Genomic DNA, 14,775 nt, shown 5'->3' with positions numbered 1-14,775 from the left:
ATGGGAGACAATATGGACACAGCAACAAGCCCAGATATCGTGCTCAAGTTCTGGTTTGAAGAACTCGAACCGAAAGATTGGTTTATGAGTAACGACGAGGTTGACCAGATGATTACTGATCGATTCGAACCTTTACTCAAAAGCGCTGCTCAATCAGAGCTTTACCCTTGGAGAGCGACAGCAGCAGGAAGGCTGGCAGAGATCCTCGTCCTCGATCAGTTTTCACGCAACGTCTACCGCAACACGCCTCAAGCGTTCTCTCAAGATCCACTTGCCTTAGCACTCGCGCAAGAAGCTATTGAATTAAAACTTGATGACGAACTATCGACGACTGAAAAGTCATTTTTGTACATGCCCTTTATGCACAGTGAATCAAAGATTATTCACCAAAAAGCTGTTGAACTGTTCAGCCAAGTTGGATTAGAGAATAATTATGACTTTGAAATAAAACACAAAGTGATCATCGACAAGTTCGGTCGTTACCCCCATAGGAATGCTATATTAGGCAGAGAAAGCACTGCCGAAGAAATAGAATTTTTAAACCAACCAAACTCCAGCTTTTAATATAATACGTCAGTTAAAAATAAGGACAGTCCATTGAAAATCGCAATTTTAGACGATTACCAAGACCAAGTAAGGCACCTCAGTCACTTCACAATGCTTAATGAGCACGATGTTACTGTGTTTACTGATACGCTCAATGATGTCGACGCACTAGTTAACAGGCTCGAAGCGTTTGATGCCATCATCCTGATTCGCGAACGCACCGTCATCACGGATGAACTTCTATCGCGTCTGCCCAATCTAAAGCTCATCAGTCAAACAGGTAAAATCAGTAACCACCTCAATCTAGATGATTGCACTCGCCATCGCGTTGCGGTCGCAGAGGGCGTTGGCTCCCCTATTGCGCCTTCTGAACTCGCGTGGGCATTGATCATGGCAACGGCTAGGCGCTTACCCAACTACATAGATAACTTTAAGCACGGACAGTGGCAACAATCTGGCGTAATTGGACTTGGCACCACGTTACACGGCAAAACGATGGGCATTTGGGGATTTGGCAAGATTGGCCAACGACTCGCCAAGTACGCCCACGCGTTTGAGGTGGACGTCGTAGTTTGGGGTAGCGAAGCATCAAGGGAAAAGGCGGTTAAAGCCGGCTATCGCGCCGCCGAGAGCAAGCAGGCGTTTTTTAGCCAATGCGATATCATTTCACTGAACCTAAGACTGAATGAGGCGACTCGACATATTGTCACTCAGCTTGATCTCGATACTATGCGGCCAGACTCTATGCTCGTCAACATCAGTCGAGCGGAGCTTATTGCCCCCAACGCGCTCTATCAAACCTTGGTCACGCACCCGACAAAGCTGGCGGCAATCGATGTGTTTGAACATGAACCTGCTAATGAGCACAGTGAGCCGCTGCTAACGCTGCCTAATGTGGTGGCAACGCCTCATCTCGGATATGTAGAGAAAAATAGCTACGAGCTTTACTTTCAATGGGCATTTGAAAACGTCGTGAAATTCTCGGCAGGCACCCCCGAAAATATCGCCAATCCGCAAGCCCTAAGTTAAAAACCAAGCTAATGAGGACACTGACAACTGAAAAGGGGCTAAGCGCCCCTTTGTTGTCAGTTAGCCGGTATGGATAGACATTTAAGCATTGGAGACTTTTTTGTGCCCATCTTGTAGATGAACAAAATCCACGAGATCATCGCCTGAAACTTGGTACGCTTGACCAAATCCTTTTACAAACAAGCCTTGCTCGGGCTTCATGTTGAACAGAACAAAATCTTGCAGTTGGCTTAAGCCATCAATAATTTCACCAAACCGTTGTTGCATCTGTTTGATCACTTGTTGCCACTGCTGTGAATCTCGTTCAACAACGCTAGCAACAGCATCAAATGTAAGGCGTTTACGAGCAAATAGTTGCTTTGAGCTCTCTTCATCCTCAATCATCATAATGGAAACGCTTGGGTTGACTTGTAAGTTGCGCGCATGACGGGCAATTTCCGAGATCAGCACAAAATATCCATCCTGATTCTGAACAAAAGGGGCATAGCTGACATTTGGTCGACCCTGTTCATCAACGGTCGCAAGCTGTAGCGTACGACGCTCTTGGCGAAACTCCTGAATTTCTGGCCCCAGTCGACCTTGCAGACGCTCTTGTTTTACTTGTTGATCCATTATTGACTCCTGACTTCTTTCTACTGAGAGAGGTGACTCTCACCTCAGCTGTTTTTAGGGGCTGTTGATCTTTCGAGCTGATTTTTGCAGCAGTTTGTGAGAAATTTATACAAGGCAGAGGCTTTGAAGTGTAGCTAGCCTACATGAAAAGCCGATAACGCAGTAGAAATGAACCACAAACGCTGCCCGAAGGGTTCGGCTAAAATCGTTTTATGCTTTGTTAAGGGGTATTTACTTAGAATGACTAGGCTACACACCCCTTGCCGCGCTTAAAACGATTTTATCTCGAACAAAATTTAACCGCGAAAGGTCAACAGACCCTAATAATAATATGACTATTTTTTTAGCGCTTGTTGCCACTGCTTAAACTGCTCAACTTGCTCAGTGATCAGTTCGCGTTTTTCATTGCGCCCTAGGTAAATTTTGAAAATATTGTTTCCTTGAGAGCAAAAGAACCCAAAGTAGTGACTTTCTCGCCCCATGAATGGCTTGCTGACTAGCGCGATATTTTTCACGTTGTCCAGTTTGAGATGGCCATGCAACTCACCTTCACGTCCCATCAAGTTGTAATAGCCGCGTGCAACCTTTCCTTTTGGAAATGGCGCTTTGACTTCAAAAATAGACCCGAAAGAGTGAACGATCGTTGTCACTGGTCCAAAACCGACCAGTTGCTCAAGTATGGTTTGCGCTTGTTCCCCAGGCGCCAACGCCACCATTTCGTCCGGTAGCGACTCTACGGCTTGGTATTCAGAGATGGCTAAACGCTCAGCAATCGCAGCTGGGAGCAGTGTTGGCTCTTGCTCAATCAGTTGAGCCACTTGTTGTTTGATTGTTTCCATAATATCCACTTATAACGATACTGCGGGTTGTAAAGCAGTCTGTTCTTGGTAAGTTTTCTGTAGTACTTGAATACTTGCTTGAGCGAGAGAGACCGCCCAAAAGCGGCCAGCAAGAGTCAATACCAAGTATTGTTCATCGACCGTAACAAGGCCACGCTGCTGCCAAACCTCAAAAAGCGGTAACAGCAGATCAAAACTTGATTGACCAATAAATGAAGGCAGAGCACCTCGGCGCACTACGCCATGATCAAACCCGGACTTCAGTGCTGAAAACAGCGGCTCTAATGCGTGCTGCTTGGTCATCATGGCAACGGTTGAATCACCGGACTTCATAGCACTCATATACGTTTCGAGTGTGCGGTGGTTCATCATCCCGTACCCGCCGATATTGCCTCCGGCACCACAGCCAATTGGCAGCACCTCTGCATACGTTTTCGCAAGACTGTTGTATTGGCTTCGCTCTCTGTTATCCCGAGCCCAATGATTCACGCTGAGTCGACGAAGGTGGTGTTGATCCATAAATTGGCTGCCCAACTCATACATACTCGCTTTTTCGGTCGTGGTCGCTGGAGCCGGAATCTTGCCTTTGTCGACCAAGTTGATCATCGGCGCGCCTCCTCCAACAACTAACTGATACAAATCAAGCCCATGAGCGCCAGTCGCCATAAAGTCGATAAGATCTTGCTCGAAGACTTCCGCCGTCTGATAGGGCAAGCCATACAGCAGATCGACAATGATCGGCGCTTGCTGCGTTGCACTTAAAGACGCGACGCGCTCCATGACATCTTCCCGGTCGTCTAGGCGTTTGGCACTTCGACGTACTTGCGTATTGAAGCTTTGAATACCAAAAGAAAAGCGGTTAAAACCACCTTCAAGGGCGCGCTCAAACATTTCATCGCTAAATCGATTGATACGCCCTTCTAGCGTAATTTCGCAGTCGGTCGATAACGGAAACGAACGCTGAATCGCTTTGCCTAAACGTTCAACCTGCTCAGTAGAAAGGTCAGTTGGCGTCCCGCCTCCAATATAGACAGCATGAAACAAGCCGGTCTGAGTCCATGGTTGAGCGGCTTTTTGGTCAATCTCGACCATCAGAGCCTCAAAATAGTCATCGACCAGTTTTCGACTGGCCGCATTTTGAAAAAAGTTGCAGAACGTACAACGTACTCGGCAAAAAGGAATGTGGATGTACAAGCAGCGCTTTTGATGCTTGGAACCGGGTTGTTGCAACAATCGATTTAGAGTGTGCGCTTTTTGCTCAGGAGGAATTGGCGCCGCCATACCACCGGCATGTGCCGATGTTTTTTGAGGGAACGCATAACGGAGAGGATCAGGAGAGTTCACCCCCGTGATTGATTCGTCAAATTTATCAATATCTAACATCTAATAACTCTCTCAACGCTTGTCGTCCCTAGCTTCGCGTCGATGTTGTAAAAAACTGCGTGCAATCTTAAATTGGCGATAATGATAATGCAATTGATAATTGATCTTATTTGCGTTGTAAGTAATAATCCTGTTCCATTTTATGAGAACAACATGATGTGAGGGCAAGGTGAATCTGAAGCGATACTCGATAGCAGGAGGCGTATCATTAGCAATACATGCGGCGTTCCTGTTTGTCGCCCATGAATCAAAATCGTTTGCGATGCCAACGGGATCAGATACACCCACTGTGTCTTTAAAATTTGCGCCTACGCCTAGCCCTAAAGTCGAACAAGCTGCGCCGTCTGAGCCTCAAGAAATGCCTCCTGTCGAAAAGGCTGTTGAGCCTCCGCCGCCTGTCGAACCTCCACCAGTAAAGAAAGCGGTAGAGAAGGCGCCGATCGAAAAGCCTAAAAAGGCGATTAAAAAAGAAAAACCTAAACCGGTCAAAAAGAAGCCTGAAGTTAAAAAAGCGCCGCCTAAAAAGCCGACGCCGGTGAAAAAAGACACACCGAAAAAAGAACAGCCGAAACCGGTTGTTGAAGAAAAGGTGGCGAAGAAGGTTGAAGAGAACAAGCCAGCAAGCAAAGAAGTCAAGAGTGACGCGGCTTCTCGACCTGGTGCAACAGAAAACCCCGTTTTGATAGAGCGCCCTTCATTTTTGACGAAACCACGCGCACCCAAATACCCGCGCATTGCTCAAAAGCGCGGCATTGAGGGGGTCGCTAAGTACGAGATTTGGCTCGATGAAAATGGCAACCAAGTAAAACAAGTTCTTATTTCTTCATCGGGCGCAACCATACTCGATAAAGCAGCACTCGATGCAATCAAGAAGTGGAAATTTTCTCCTCACACTGTGGGCGGAAAAACGGTGGCACATCGAGTAGAAATCCCAGTACGTTTTAAGTTGGATTAACCATGGAACAATTACACACAATACAACAACAACTTGGCTTGATGGCATGGCCACTGATTATTTGTTCAGCACTTACTGTGATGATCATTACCGAGCGCCTCTTTCAAGTCATCATCAGTTTGGGCGTAGGAAAACGAGCGATACGTTCCGAACTTAAAACGATTTCACCGACCAACGGACAGCAGATCGAACAGCTCGCAGAAAAACTCTCGCCAAGACGACCTCTGCTCTACAAAGGCGTGGCGATGCTTCTTGCTCACCACTCGTTTTCTAAGTCTCTTCGTGAAGATGCGGCTGGCATGTGGTTACAAGAGAAACGCCACCAGCTCAACTCTGGATTACGTCTGCTGACCTTGATCGGTGTGATCAGTCCACTCATCGGTCTGTTGGGCACGGTATTGGGCTTGATTGAGATGTTTAAAGGCGTGGCCGCATCCACTGGGAACATCACGCCAAATGATTTAGCTGATGGTTTGGGCTTGGCGATGCGTACCACTGCCGCGGGTTTGTTGATTGCTCTGCCTGCCATCGCTGGCGCTCAGCTACTTGGCCTTTGGGCAGACAAAGTGATGGCGAAACTCGAACATACGCTTAATTACGTCAACCTTTGGCTTGAAGGCATTAGCTTGCAACATGTCTCCCCTGAGCGCGCAATTCACAATATTGAGAGTGCGCCTAAACAGATCCAGCCATCTGAGGCCAAAGCATGATTAAGGTCAAACAGGATGAAAACCGCTTCGGTCTCACCCCAGATCTGACCCCGTTGCTCGACATCATTTTCATTGTGATGGTGTTTTTGATGCTGACGGCCGCAGTGAAATTAGATTCATTGGAAGTTGACTTACCCACGACCGACTCACAAGCCGTGTCTGAGGTGGATAGCAAATCTATTACGGTCAATTTACTGGCTGAAGAACCGTACTGGGCAATCGACAGCAAAGAGTACATCGATTGGGAGAACTTCAAACTCGCGCTGCTCGAGCAACACAAATCAGATAAAAAACCAATCGTAATCGGTGCAGAGAAAACCGCCGATGTTCAGCATTTGGTCAAGTTGCTCGCCTTCCTGCAAGAGAATGGCATTCAAGCCACACAGTTATTGACAGAACAACCTGAAAACTGAGTTCATTATGAAAAAAACCATCCTTAAAACCGTCGCGGCTCTGAGCCTTACCTTTTGTGCGACCTATACGAACGCCAGTGAACGCATTATCAGCGCCGGCAGTGCGGTGACTGAAATCATTTTTGCTTTAGAGCAGCAAGACAAGTTGGTCGCAGTTGATGTCACCAGCGCACTACCCAAGGATCTGGAGCTGCCGAAAATTGGCTACCATCGCCGCTTATCGGCTGAGGGTCTGCTAGCTCTCGGCGCTAATCGATTGATTGGTTCTGATGAAATGGGGCCAGACACAACCCTAGCACAACTAAAATCGGCGGGCGTAAAAGTCGATGTGGTCAACACGAAAGCGACACCAACGGGTTTATTGGAACGCATTGATGAGATCGCACTCATTACTGGTGCCGAGCAACAAGCAGAAAAATTGAAGCGTCAAGTTAACCAGCAGATTGAGACACTCGAGGCGAATCAACCTGAAGTGGGTAAAAAAGTTCTCTTCTTACTGATTCACGAAGGTCGTCCGGCAAATGTGGCAGGCAAGGATACGACGCCCAATGCGATTATTGAGCTCGCAGGCGGCATAAATCCAGCCGCAGAGCAGCTCACCTCATACAAACCAATGTCGACTGAAGCCATGGTTGAGATGCAACCTGACGTCATTTTAGTCAGCGGCCGTAGTTACGACAAAATGGGTGGCGCAGAGCAAATTCTAAGCAAGATGCCCCTCTTAGTGGCGACACCCGCAGGCAAAAACAAACGCATCATCAAAGTAGATGGGCACGCGCTTGTCGGTGGACTAGGGCTCAAAAGTCTCTCTGAGGCAGAACGCTTAAGCAAGCTACTCAACTAGAGTCAATCGGATATGTTGTTACGTCGTCTTCCTCTTTCCGCTAGTCTGCTTATTTTTGCGCTTGCGCTAGGTATCACTGCTGTTAGTTCCGTTTCCGTCGGCCCGATGTCGATCAGTTTTATGGACAGTATGCGTGGTTTACTCAACCATACCAACGAATTAGCCCCGCACATCAACTTAGTTATTCACGAAATTCGTTTCCCAAGAACGCTACTCTGTATGTTGGTCGGGGCTATCCTTGCGGTTTGCGGCACCGTAATGCAAGGGCTGTTTCGCAACCCACTCGCTGAGCCGGGAATCATTGGGGTTTCAGCGGGGGCGTCACTTGGTGCGGCGTTCGCTATCGTGATGTTCGCCGAACTTGCTTCTCAATACCCTCAGTTTATGACGTTGGCTGCGGTTCCGTTATTTGCATTTCTTGGCGGATCTATCACGACCCTGTGGGTGTACAAACTTGGGACGAGCAAAATGGGCACCTCGGTCACGATTATGTTACTGGCTGGGGTTGCGATCAGTGCGCTCTCTGGGGCGGGTATTGGCTACATGAACTTTATCGCTAGCGATCAGATGCTGCGCGATCTGAGCCTTTGGTCAATGGGCTCATTAGCGGGTGCAAATTGGAACAGTATTATCTTGTGTGCGGTGACACTCATCGCCCTGATGATCATATTCATGCGTAAGTCGATGGCACTTAATGCGTTGTTGCTCGGCGAAGCAGAAGCCAATCATTTGGGCATCCCTGTTCAGTCACTAAAGCGCCAACTGATTATCTTGACCGCCATTGGCGTCGGTGTAACGGTGAGTGTCTCAGGTATGATCGGCTTCATTGGCCTTGTCATTCCTCACCTTGGCCGCATGCTATCAGGTCCAGACCATCGCTCTTTACTGCCGATTTCGGCGTTGATGGGCGCTCTGCTGTTAACTCTCGCCGATATGTATTCGCGTGTGGCGGTTGCGCCTGCAGAACTCCCTGTCGGCATTGTCACTGCGATCATTGGTGCTCCCTTCTTTATGTTCCTGCTATTTAAACAAAAAGGAAGAATCCTTTGATGAAAAACGTCGTTTTGTCTGGCCGTAATATCTCGATGAAATTTGGCCAGCATTCCGTGCTTGACGATATTAATATTGATATTCATGCAGGAGAAGTGACTGCGCTCCTTGGCCCAAACGGCGCGGGGAAAAGCACACTGCTAAAGCTGCTATGCGGCGAGATTCCTTCTACAAACCACGTTGAGTACTTTGGTGAGCATAAGCAAGATTGGCAACCAAAACAGCTTGCACGTCATTTAGGTATGCTGCCTCAACATAGTACCTTGAGCTTCCCGTTCTTAGCTCACGAGGTTGTAGAGCTAGGTGCGATTCCACTGGATGTGCCCAATCAGGAATGTAAGACCCTTGCTCAAAAATACATGCAAATGACGGAAGTGGCACACCTCGCTGACCGACTCTACCCTTCGTTGTCGGGTGGGGAGAAACAGCGCTTACACCTTGCGCGTGTCTTGGTTCAATTGGACAAGTCAGAAAAACAGAAAATTCTCATGCTGGATGAGCCGACGTCTGCTCTGGATCTCGCTCACCAACACAACACCTTGAAGATCGCCCGTGACTTAGCCGATAAAGAGCAGACTGCGGTAGTCGTGGTATTGCATGATCTTAATCTTGCCGCTCAATACTCCGACCGTATCGTTCTGCTTCACAAGGGAAAACTAGTCACTGATGCGGCGCCATGGCAAGCGCTGACTCCAGAAAATATAGAAAAGGTCTACGGATACCGATCGATAGTTGCTAAACACCCATCGCTGAACTTCCCTGTGGTCTATCCCGCTCATTAACTCGCGGTCATCTAAAGTTGGTGGACGCCGTACCGCCCTTGTCTATACTCAAACAGGAGACAGAGCAAGGGAGTTGTTCAGTATGAAAAATGGTTGGCTGCAAAGCTGGGTTGTCATGTTACTTGGGTTTGCTTTCCAGGCACACGCTAACTTAGATGGCGAGCATCCTACACTCCAAGTGTGTGGTGACGCCATTGATTGGCCACCTTACACCTACATTGATGGTGACGTCGTAAAAGGAAGGGATATAGATGTACTCAACGATCTTCTTTCCGAACTGGGTTACGATTTCGATATCACCATGACGTCTTGGAGTCGCTGCCTCAAAGGAACAAAAGATGGCGACTATCAAATTGCTGTCAGCGCCTCCTACAGCGATGAGCGAGCACAAGACTATCTTTACACGACTTGGTATTACGACGTCACTCCGTACTATCTATACTCGAGTAAACGCTTCCCGAATGGCTTGGATATCACATCAGTGTATGACTTAGAGCCATACATCGTGTGTGGTATCCACGGTTACAACTACTCTGATTTTAAACTCGACAATGTGAATCAATTCTCGGTCAGTATTTTTGAGGCCGTTACCGAACTCCACAATCTCAACTGCGATGTGTTTATCTCATGGCTTGAGATTCTTGATGGCATGAATGACGTGTGGGGCATTAACTATGTTCAGGACGACATTATTGCAATGCCCGTCCCTGACATGGAGAAACATAAGTTCTACATGCTGATATCCAAACATTTTCCTGATGCGGTGGCACTTCAAGAAGCCCTCAGCCGAGCCATGGTCAGATATCAGTGAGTCTCAATCAAAGCAGTCGACGACGTAGTCCTGCTTTTTCAAGGATTCGCGTCGAGATCTCCTCCACCGAAAGTGAACTGGTGTTGATGTAGGGGATCGCTTCTCTGCGAAACAGCGCTTCGACACTCGCCAGCTCAGTTAAGCATTGCTCCGTACTCGCATAATCACTGCCCGCCAAACGGTTCTCCCGAATCTCAGTGAGGCGCTCTGGATTGATGGTTAAACCAAAAAGCTTATGGCGATGAATTTCGAACTCGGGTAGCAAGCGTAAGCGCTTTATGTCTTCCTCGATAAATGGATAGTTCACGACACGCAAGCCAAACTGCATCGCCATGTACAAACTGGTGGGTGTTTTACCACTGCGCGACACCCCAAGCAGAATGATATCGGCTTGCTCCAAGCCTTTGAGCGTGATTCCATCATCGTGCGCCAAGGTGTATTCAATGGCGGCAATTCGGTCAAAGTAGGTGTCCGAGTCTTTACCCACACTTCTTGAGCGCTGCAATTTGGGCTTAGGTTTGAGTTGAATGTCGTCTTGCACTTTTTGAACGATGCTTTCGAGTACGTCATAACAGTATGCGGGCGCATCCAACAGCGATTGACGGATCCCAGGGATTACAATAGAGAAAAACACCAACGGCTTCACACCATTGTGACGGTAGGAAATGTCGATCTCTTTAAGTAAGTCCGACAATTTGTCTTCACTTTCTACAAATGGAAAGGTTTTTTCATTCGCTCTAAACGGAAATTGTCCCAGAACAACATGCCCTAAGGTTTCACATGTTATGGCCGTTCCATCAGAAACATAGAATACATCACGACTTTGACTATCAATTTGCATGTTTTATTTAAACTTTAAAATTCTTTTGAGTAGGATGGTAACCATAATATCGATAATAAAACCCGGCTGACTATTATGTTCCCCACAGCTTTGAAAATTTGTTAAGAATTTTTTAAGCCAATACGTAATCGTTTGCCTCTTCCCTACAAGCTGCAATGTTTCTGGAGAAAGACATGCAAAAGAACACCCTCTGGTTCAATAGCCTATCCATGGATGATGTTGATAAGGTCGGCGGTAAGAACGCTTCACTTGGCGAGATGGTCTCTAATCTTGCCAATGCTGGTGTATCTGTACCAAACGGCTTTGCAACCACATCGTTCGCTTTCAATCAATTCCTTGATTATGAAGGCTTGGATGAGCGTATCCATCAATTACTTGATGAATTGGACGTTGATGATGTTGAAGCCCTGCGCAAGACAGGTGCCACCATTCGTCAATGGGTTTTAGAAGCCCCCTTCCCTGCGGATCTCGAACAAGACATCCGTGATAACTATCAAGAGCTGACCGACAACCACCCTGAGGTGTCTGTTGCCGTGCGCTCATCAGCGACCGCCGAAGACCTTCCAGACGCGTCGTTTGCTGGTCAACAGGAAACCTTCCTCAACGTAAAAGGCATCGATGCTGTTTTGGAAGCAACCAAACACGTCTATACGTCGTTGTTCAACGACCGTGCAATCTCATATCGAGTACACCAAGGGTTTGACCACCGTGGCATCGCACTGTCTGCGGGCATTCAGCGTATGGTTCGTTCAGATAAAGCGTCATCGGGCGTCATGTTCACACTCGATACAGAGTCTGGCTTCGACCAAGTGGTGTTCATCACCTCTTCTTGGGGCTTAGGTGAAATGGTGGTTCAGGGTGCGGTTAACCCTGATGAATTCTACGTTCACAAACCAATGCTAGAAGCAGGTCAGCACCCAATTGTTAAAAAGACTTTCGGCTCTAAGCAGATCAAAATGATCTACTCAAATAGCCAAGAGATCGGAAAACAAGTGGAGATCATCGACACCTCGGTAGAAGAGCGCAACGCCTTCTCTCTAAACGATGACGAGATCAAAGAGCTAGCAAAACAAGCGATGATCATCGAGAAGCATTACCAGCGTCCGATGGATATTGAGTGGGCAAAAGATGGCATTGACGGTAACCTCTACATCGTACAGGCACGCCCAGAGACAGTCTGCTCTCAAAGCGAGCAAAACGTGATTGAGCGTTACGAGCTCAGCAACAAAGCAGATGTATTGGTCGAAGGCCGTGCAATCGGTCAACGCATTGGTAAAGGTCCAGTGCGTTTGGTGGATTCTTTGGACCAAATGTCACTGGTTCAAGATGGCGACGTGCTAGTCACAGATATGACTGATCCTGACTGGGAGCCGGTCATGAAAAAAGCGTCTGCGATTGTTACTAACCGTGGCGGGCGTACTTGCCACGCTGCAATCATCGCACGTGAGCTTGGCATTCCTGCAATCGTAGGTTGTGGTGACGCCACCAGCAAGCTAACCGACGGTGAAACCGTGACCGTTTCATGTTCTGAAGGTGAAACAGGCTATGTTTACCAAGGCGAGCTGGATTTCGAAATCAAACGTTCTGCAGTCGATGAGCTTCCACTGCTACCAACCAAAGTGATGATGAACGTGGGTAATCCAGACCGTGCATTCGACTTCGCTCAAATTCCAAATGAGGGTGTCGGTCTTGCGCGTCTTGAATTCATCATCAACAAGATGATTGGTATTCACCCGAAAGCTTTGCTTAACTTCGATGCGCAAAGTGATGAGCTAAAAGCTGAAATCACTGAACGTATTCGTGGTTACAAAGATCCAATCGATTTCTACGTGAGCAAACTAACCGAAGGCATTGCGACCATCGCGTCTGCGTTCTGGCCAAAACGCGTTATCGTACGTATGTCTGATTTTAAATCCAACGAGTACAGCAACTTGGTGGGTGGTAAAGGTTACGAACCACATGAAGAGAACCCAATGCTGGGCTTCCGTGGTGCCTCTCGCTACATTTCACCTGTGTTTGAAGACTGTTTCGAACTAGAAACTCAGGCAATCAAACGCGTACGAAATGAAATGGGGCTGAAGAACGTTGAAGTGATGATCCCATTCGTGCGCACACCAAGCGAAGCGGCATCGGTTATCGACCTTCTGGCAAAATTCGATCTGCGCCGTGGCGATCAAGGTCTTAAAGTCATCATGATGTGTGAGCTGCCGTCTAACGCGGTGCTTGCTGATGAGTTCTTGAAGTACTTTGATGGTTTCTCAATCGGTTCGAATGACATGACGCAGCTGACGCTGGGTCTTGATCGCGACTCTGGTGACGTTGCCCATCTCTTTGATGAGCGCAACCCAGCCGTAAAAGCGATGCTTAAAATGGCGATTGATGCTGCGACAAAAGCAGGAAAGTACGTGGGTATCTGTGGTCAAGGACCATCGGACCATGAAGACCTTGCCGAGTGGTTAATGGCGCAAGGAATCAGCTCGGTATCTCTCAATCCAGATACAGTGATCGACACGTGGCTCAAACTGGGTAAAGTCAGCCAGTAGTGACCACTAGAAAAGTAGAAAGGCGGCTAAGATAGCCGCCTTTTTTCTGTCTCTCAATTAACCCGCTTGGTCAGAATCGCTCACGTTGGCAAGCGATCTTTCTTGCTCTTTGAGCATGGCATTTAGCTCATCACGACGCTGTTTAAAGGCCGCCATTTCTTTCTTGGGTACAGAGCTCGCCATCGGAATGTTTGCCTTCATCGCGTTAACTGCTCGCCCGCGATCGAGCAATTCATAGTGTATATGCGGTCCTGTCACTCGTCCTGTCGAGCCTGACAAACCGATGCGTTGACCTCGAGACACTTTCTGCCCTTTACGAACAAGAATTTTGCTCAAATGCAAATAACGTGTTTTGTATCGGCTGCCATGTTGAATCACAACATAGTTACCCGCGTAGGGGTGCTTGCGAGTCATGATGACCACCCCATCCCCCGTCGACACAATTGGTGTTCCGGTTGGCGTTGCCCAGTCGGTACCATTGTGCGGCGAGACACGTCCAGTAACCGGATGTTTACGATGCGGATTGAAATGCGAGCTCAAACGGTATCGGCCATTGACAGGCTTACGCTGAAACGCGCGCTGCAAACTTTCTCCGTTTTTGTCGTAATACTGTCCATCAGTGTGGAGATAAGCCGTCAGTTCTCTGCCTCGATTCACGATCTTCACCGCTTGAAGCTCACGATTGCCAGTAAAGACACCATCGACAAACTGTCTTGATTGAACCACTTCGAACTTGTCACCCGCACGCAGATCTCTCGAGAAGTTAATTTTCTCTTTTAGCAGGCTTACCACCTGATTGATCTCATTGCTACTCAACCCCAGCGAGTAGGCAGACTGGGAAAAACTGCCTCTAATGTCACCAACTAGGGCGAATGAGCCCCACTGTCCTGGAATTTTGACATCTTCAAAACTGTAACTGCCGTCGTCAAGGCGAGTATAAACGGCGCTCTCTACTAGGCTAAACTCTAGTTCCATTTTCTCGAGGATGGAATCATGCTCTCCTTTCCAAAAACGCAACACGTTGCCAGGCTTTAAAGTATCTAACGCGAGATAGTTCAAGTCGGTCGCCATCACATTCATCAACTGGCTGTAGCCAAAACCGAGTTGGTCAAAAATAGTGCTTAAGTTGTCGCCCGGCTGAACGGTGTATTCATAGTCAGGAAGATCGACAATGTCTTGCTCGGTTTGAAGAATATCGGAAACAATTTGCGACTCTGGAATGGAAAGGTCAATTGTACGAGTGAGTGAGTTGCTGTCATTGAATGAAGATGCAACGACAATAGCCAAAATTGGCAGACTGAGAAGTGACCACTTCTTTCTTTTCGAAAGCTCACTTAGGCGAGTATTAATTATTTTCGCACTCACAACTGTACCCTTTGCTACTCAATGAAAGCGCTAAGAGTACGAATTTATCCGT

The 14,775-nt window shown here is 47.7% G+C and carries 15 protein-coding genes; 10 read left to right on the top strand and 5 right to left on the bottom strand.

Going from position 1 to position 14,775, the window contains the following annotated elements; genetic code table 11:
- The first annotated feature begins 12 nt into the window (after positions 1 to 12).
- Positions 13 to 564, top strand: a complete 552-nt coding sequence (locus tag OH458_RS18375) for a DUF924 family protein (protein ID WP_269979384.1) — start codon at positions 13 to 15, stop codon at positions 562 to 564.
- Between the two features lie 33 nt (positions 565 to 597).
- Positions 598 to 1,575, top strand: coding sequence for a D-2-hydroxyacid dehydrogenase family protein (locus tag OH458_RS18370; protein WP_269979383.1), 978 nt, complete (start codon positions 598 to 600; stop codon positions 1,573 to 1,575).
- Positions 1,576 to 1,656: 81 nt separating this feature from the next.
- Here OH458_RS18370 and hutZ read toward each other — a convergent pair whose 3' ends face one another.
- The 3 genes from hutZ to hutW all read right to left on the bottom strand — a co-directional run bounded on the left by hutZ (position 1,657) and on the right by hutW (position 4,409).
- Entirely contained in the window at positions 1,657 to 2,187 is a 531-nt protein-coding gene (gene hutZ, locus OH458_RS18365) for a heme utilization protein HutZ (RefSeq protein ID WP_039481295.1), read from the bottom strand.
- A 335-nt stretch (positions 2,188 to 2,522) separates the two neighbouring features.
- Entirely contained in the window at positions 2,523 to 3,026 is a 504-nt protein-coding gene (gene hutX / locus OH458_RS18360; protein WP_269979382.1) for a heme utilization cystosolic carrier protein HutX, read from the bottom strand.
- A gap of 9 nt (positions 3,027 to 3,035) precedes the next feature.
- Positions 3,036 to 4,409 carry a heme anaerobic degradation radical SAM methyltransferase ChuW/HutW gene (gene hutW, locus OH458_RS18355; RefSeq protein WP_269979381.1) on the bottom strand — a complete coding sequence of 458 codons (1,374 nt, stop codon included), beginning with the start codon at positions 4,407 to 4,409 and terminating at the stop codon, positions 3,036 to 3,038.
- Positions 4,410 to 4,578: 169 nt separating this feature from the next.
- Here hutW and OH458_RS18350 point away from each other — a divergent pair, with 169 nt between their 5' ends.
- The 7 genes from OH458_RS18350 to OH458_RS18320 all read left to right on the top strand — a co-directional run bounded on the left by OH458_RS18350 (position 4,579) and on the right by OH458_RS18320 (position 9,974).
- Positions 4,579 to 5,364, top strand: a complete 786-nt coding sequence (locus OH458_RS18350; protein ID WP_269979380.1) for an energy transducer TonB — start codon at positions 4,579 to 4,581, stop codon at positions 5,362 to 5,364.
- Positions 5,365 to 5,366: 2 nt separating this feature from the next.
- Positions 5,367 to 6,074, top strand: coding sequence for a MotA/TolQ/ExbB proton channel family protein (locus tag OH458_RS18345; protein WP_005469941.1), 708 nt, complete (start codon positions 5,367 to 5,369; stop codon positions 6,072 to 6,074).
- The gene (locus OH458_RS18340; protein ID WP_005470062.1) at positions 6,071 to 6,487 is read left to right on the top strand and encodes an ExbD/TolR family protein; all 417 of its coding nucleotides are present in this window, start codon (positions 6,071 to 6,073) and stop codon (positions 6,485 to 6,487) included. The genes OH458_RS18345 and OH458_RS18340 overlap by 4 nt, the downstream gene beginning before the upstream one ends.
- Before the next feature lie 7 nt (positions 6,488 to 6,494).
- Positions 6,495 to 7,331 (top strand): heme/hemin ABC transporter substrate-binding protein, encoded by an 837-nt coding sequence (locus OH458_RS18335; RefSeq protein ID WP_269979379.1) that lies wholly within the window; start codon positions 6,495 to 6,497, stop codon positions 7,329 to 7,331.
- Positions 7,332 to 7,343: 12 nt separating this feature from the next.
- On the top strand, positions 7,344 to 8,381 hold the full coding sequence (locus OH458_RS18330; RefSeq protein WP_269979378.1) for a FecCD family ABC transporter permease: 1,038 nt from the start codon (positions 7,344 to 7,346) through the stop codon (positions 8,379 to 8,381).
- Positions 8,381 to 9,163 (top strand): heme ABC transporter ATP-binding protein, encoded by a 783-nt coding sequence (locus OH458_RS18325; RefSeq protein ID WP_269979377.1) that lies wholly within the window; start codon positions 8,381 to 8,383, stop codon positions 9,161 to 9,163. Before OH458_RS18330 ends, OH458_RS18325 begins: the two co-directional genes overlap by 1 nt.
- Positions 9,164 to 9,245: 82 nt before the next feature.
- Positions 9,246 to 9,974, top strand: coding sequence for a substrate-binding periplasmic protein (locus tag OH458_RS18320; protein WP_269979376.1), 729 nt, complete (start codon positions 9,246 to 9,248; stop codon positions 9,972 to 9,974).
- Between the two features lie 7 nt (positions 9,975 to 9,981).
- Here OH458_RS18320 and ppsR read toward each other — a convergent pair whose 3' ends face one another.
- Positions 9,982 to 10,815, bottom strand: coding sequence for a posphoenolpyruvate synthetase regulatory kinase/phosphorylase PpsR (gene ppsR, locus OH458_RS18315; RefSeq protein WP_269979375.1), 834 nt, complete (start codon positions 10,813 to 10,815; stop codon positions 9,982 to 9,984).
- Positions 10,816 to 10,988: 173 nt separating this feature from the next.
- Between ppsR and ppsA the strand changes: the two genes are divergently transcribed.
- Positions 10,989 to 13,358, top strand: a complete 2,370-nt coding sequence (ppsA, locus tag OH458_RS18310) for a phosphoenolpyruvate synthase (RefSeq protein ID WP_269979374.1) — start codon at positions 10,989 to 10,991, stop codon at positions 13,356 to 13,358.
- 57 nt (positions 13,359 to 13,415) lie between these two features.
- Here ppsA and OH458_RS18305 read toward each other — a convergent pair whose 3' ends face one another.
- On the bottom strand, positions 13,416 to 14,723 hold the full coding sequence (locus tag OH458_RS18305) for a peptidoglycan DD-metalloendopeptidase family protein (protein WP_269979373.1): 1,308 nt from the start codon (positions 14,721 to 14,723) through the stop codon (positions 13,416 to 13,418).
- Between the last annotated feature and the right edge of the window lie 52 nt (positions 14,724 to 14,775).

Source organism: Vibrio sp. MarTm2 (assembly GCF_027587055.1).
Classification (GTDB): Bacteria; Pseudomonadota; Gammaproteobacteria; order Enterobacterales; family Vibrionaceae; genus Vibrio; species Vibrio sinaloensis_D.
This window is presented reverse-complemented; position numbering and strand designations above follow the sequence as displayed.

Excerpts from the sequence above, each read along its gene's own strand:
- OH458_RS18375 (WP_269979384.1), top strand. The coding sequence starts at position 13 with ATGGACACAGCAACAAGCCCAGATATCGTGCTCAAGTTCTGGTTTGAA.
- hutZ (WP_039481295.1), bottom strand. The coding sequence starts at position 2,187 with ATGGATCAACAAGTAAAACAAGAGCGTCTGCAAGGTCGACTGGGGCCA.
- hutX (WP_269979382.1), bottom strand. The coding sequence starts at position 3,026 with ATGGAAACAATCAAACAACAAGTGGCTCAACTGATTGAGCAAGAGCCA.
- hutW (WP_269979381.1), bottom strand. The coding sequence starts at position 4,409 with ATGTTAGATATTGATAAATTTGACGAATCAATCACGGGGGTGAACTCT.
- OH458_RS18345 (WP_005469941.1), top strand. The coding sequence starts at position 5,367 with ATGGAACAATTACACACAATACAACAACAACTTGGCTTGATGGCATGG.
- OH458_RS18340 (WP_005470062.1), top strand. The coding sequence starts at position 6,071 with ATGATTAAGGTCAAACAGGATGAAAACCGCTTCGGTCTCACCCCAGAT.
- OH458_RS18335 (WP_269979379.1), top strand. The coding sequence starts at position 6,495 with ATGAAAAAAACCATCCTTAAAACCGTCGCGGCTCTGAGCCTTACCTTT.
- OH458_RS18330 (WP_269979378.1), top strand. The coding sequence starts at position 7,344 with ATGTTGTTACGTCGTCTTCCTCTTTCCGCTAGTCTGCTTATTTTTGCG.
- OH458_RS18325 (WP_269979377.1), top strand. The coding sequence starts at position 8,381 with ATGAAAAACGTCGTTTTGTCTGGCCGTAATATCTCGATGAAATTTGGC.
- OH458_RS18320 (WP_269979376.1), top strand. The coding sequence starts at position 9,246 with ATGAAAAATGGTTGGCTGCAAAGCTGGGTTGTCATGTTACTTGGGTTT.
- ppsR (WP_269979375.1), bottom strand. The coding sequence starts at position 10,815 with ATGCAAATTGATAGTCAAAGTCGTGATGTATTCTATGTTTCTGATGGA.
- ppsA (WP_269979374.1), top strand. The coding sequence starts at position 10,989 with ATGCAAAAGAACACCCTCTGGTTCAATAGCCTATCCATGGATGATGTT.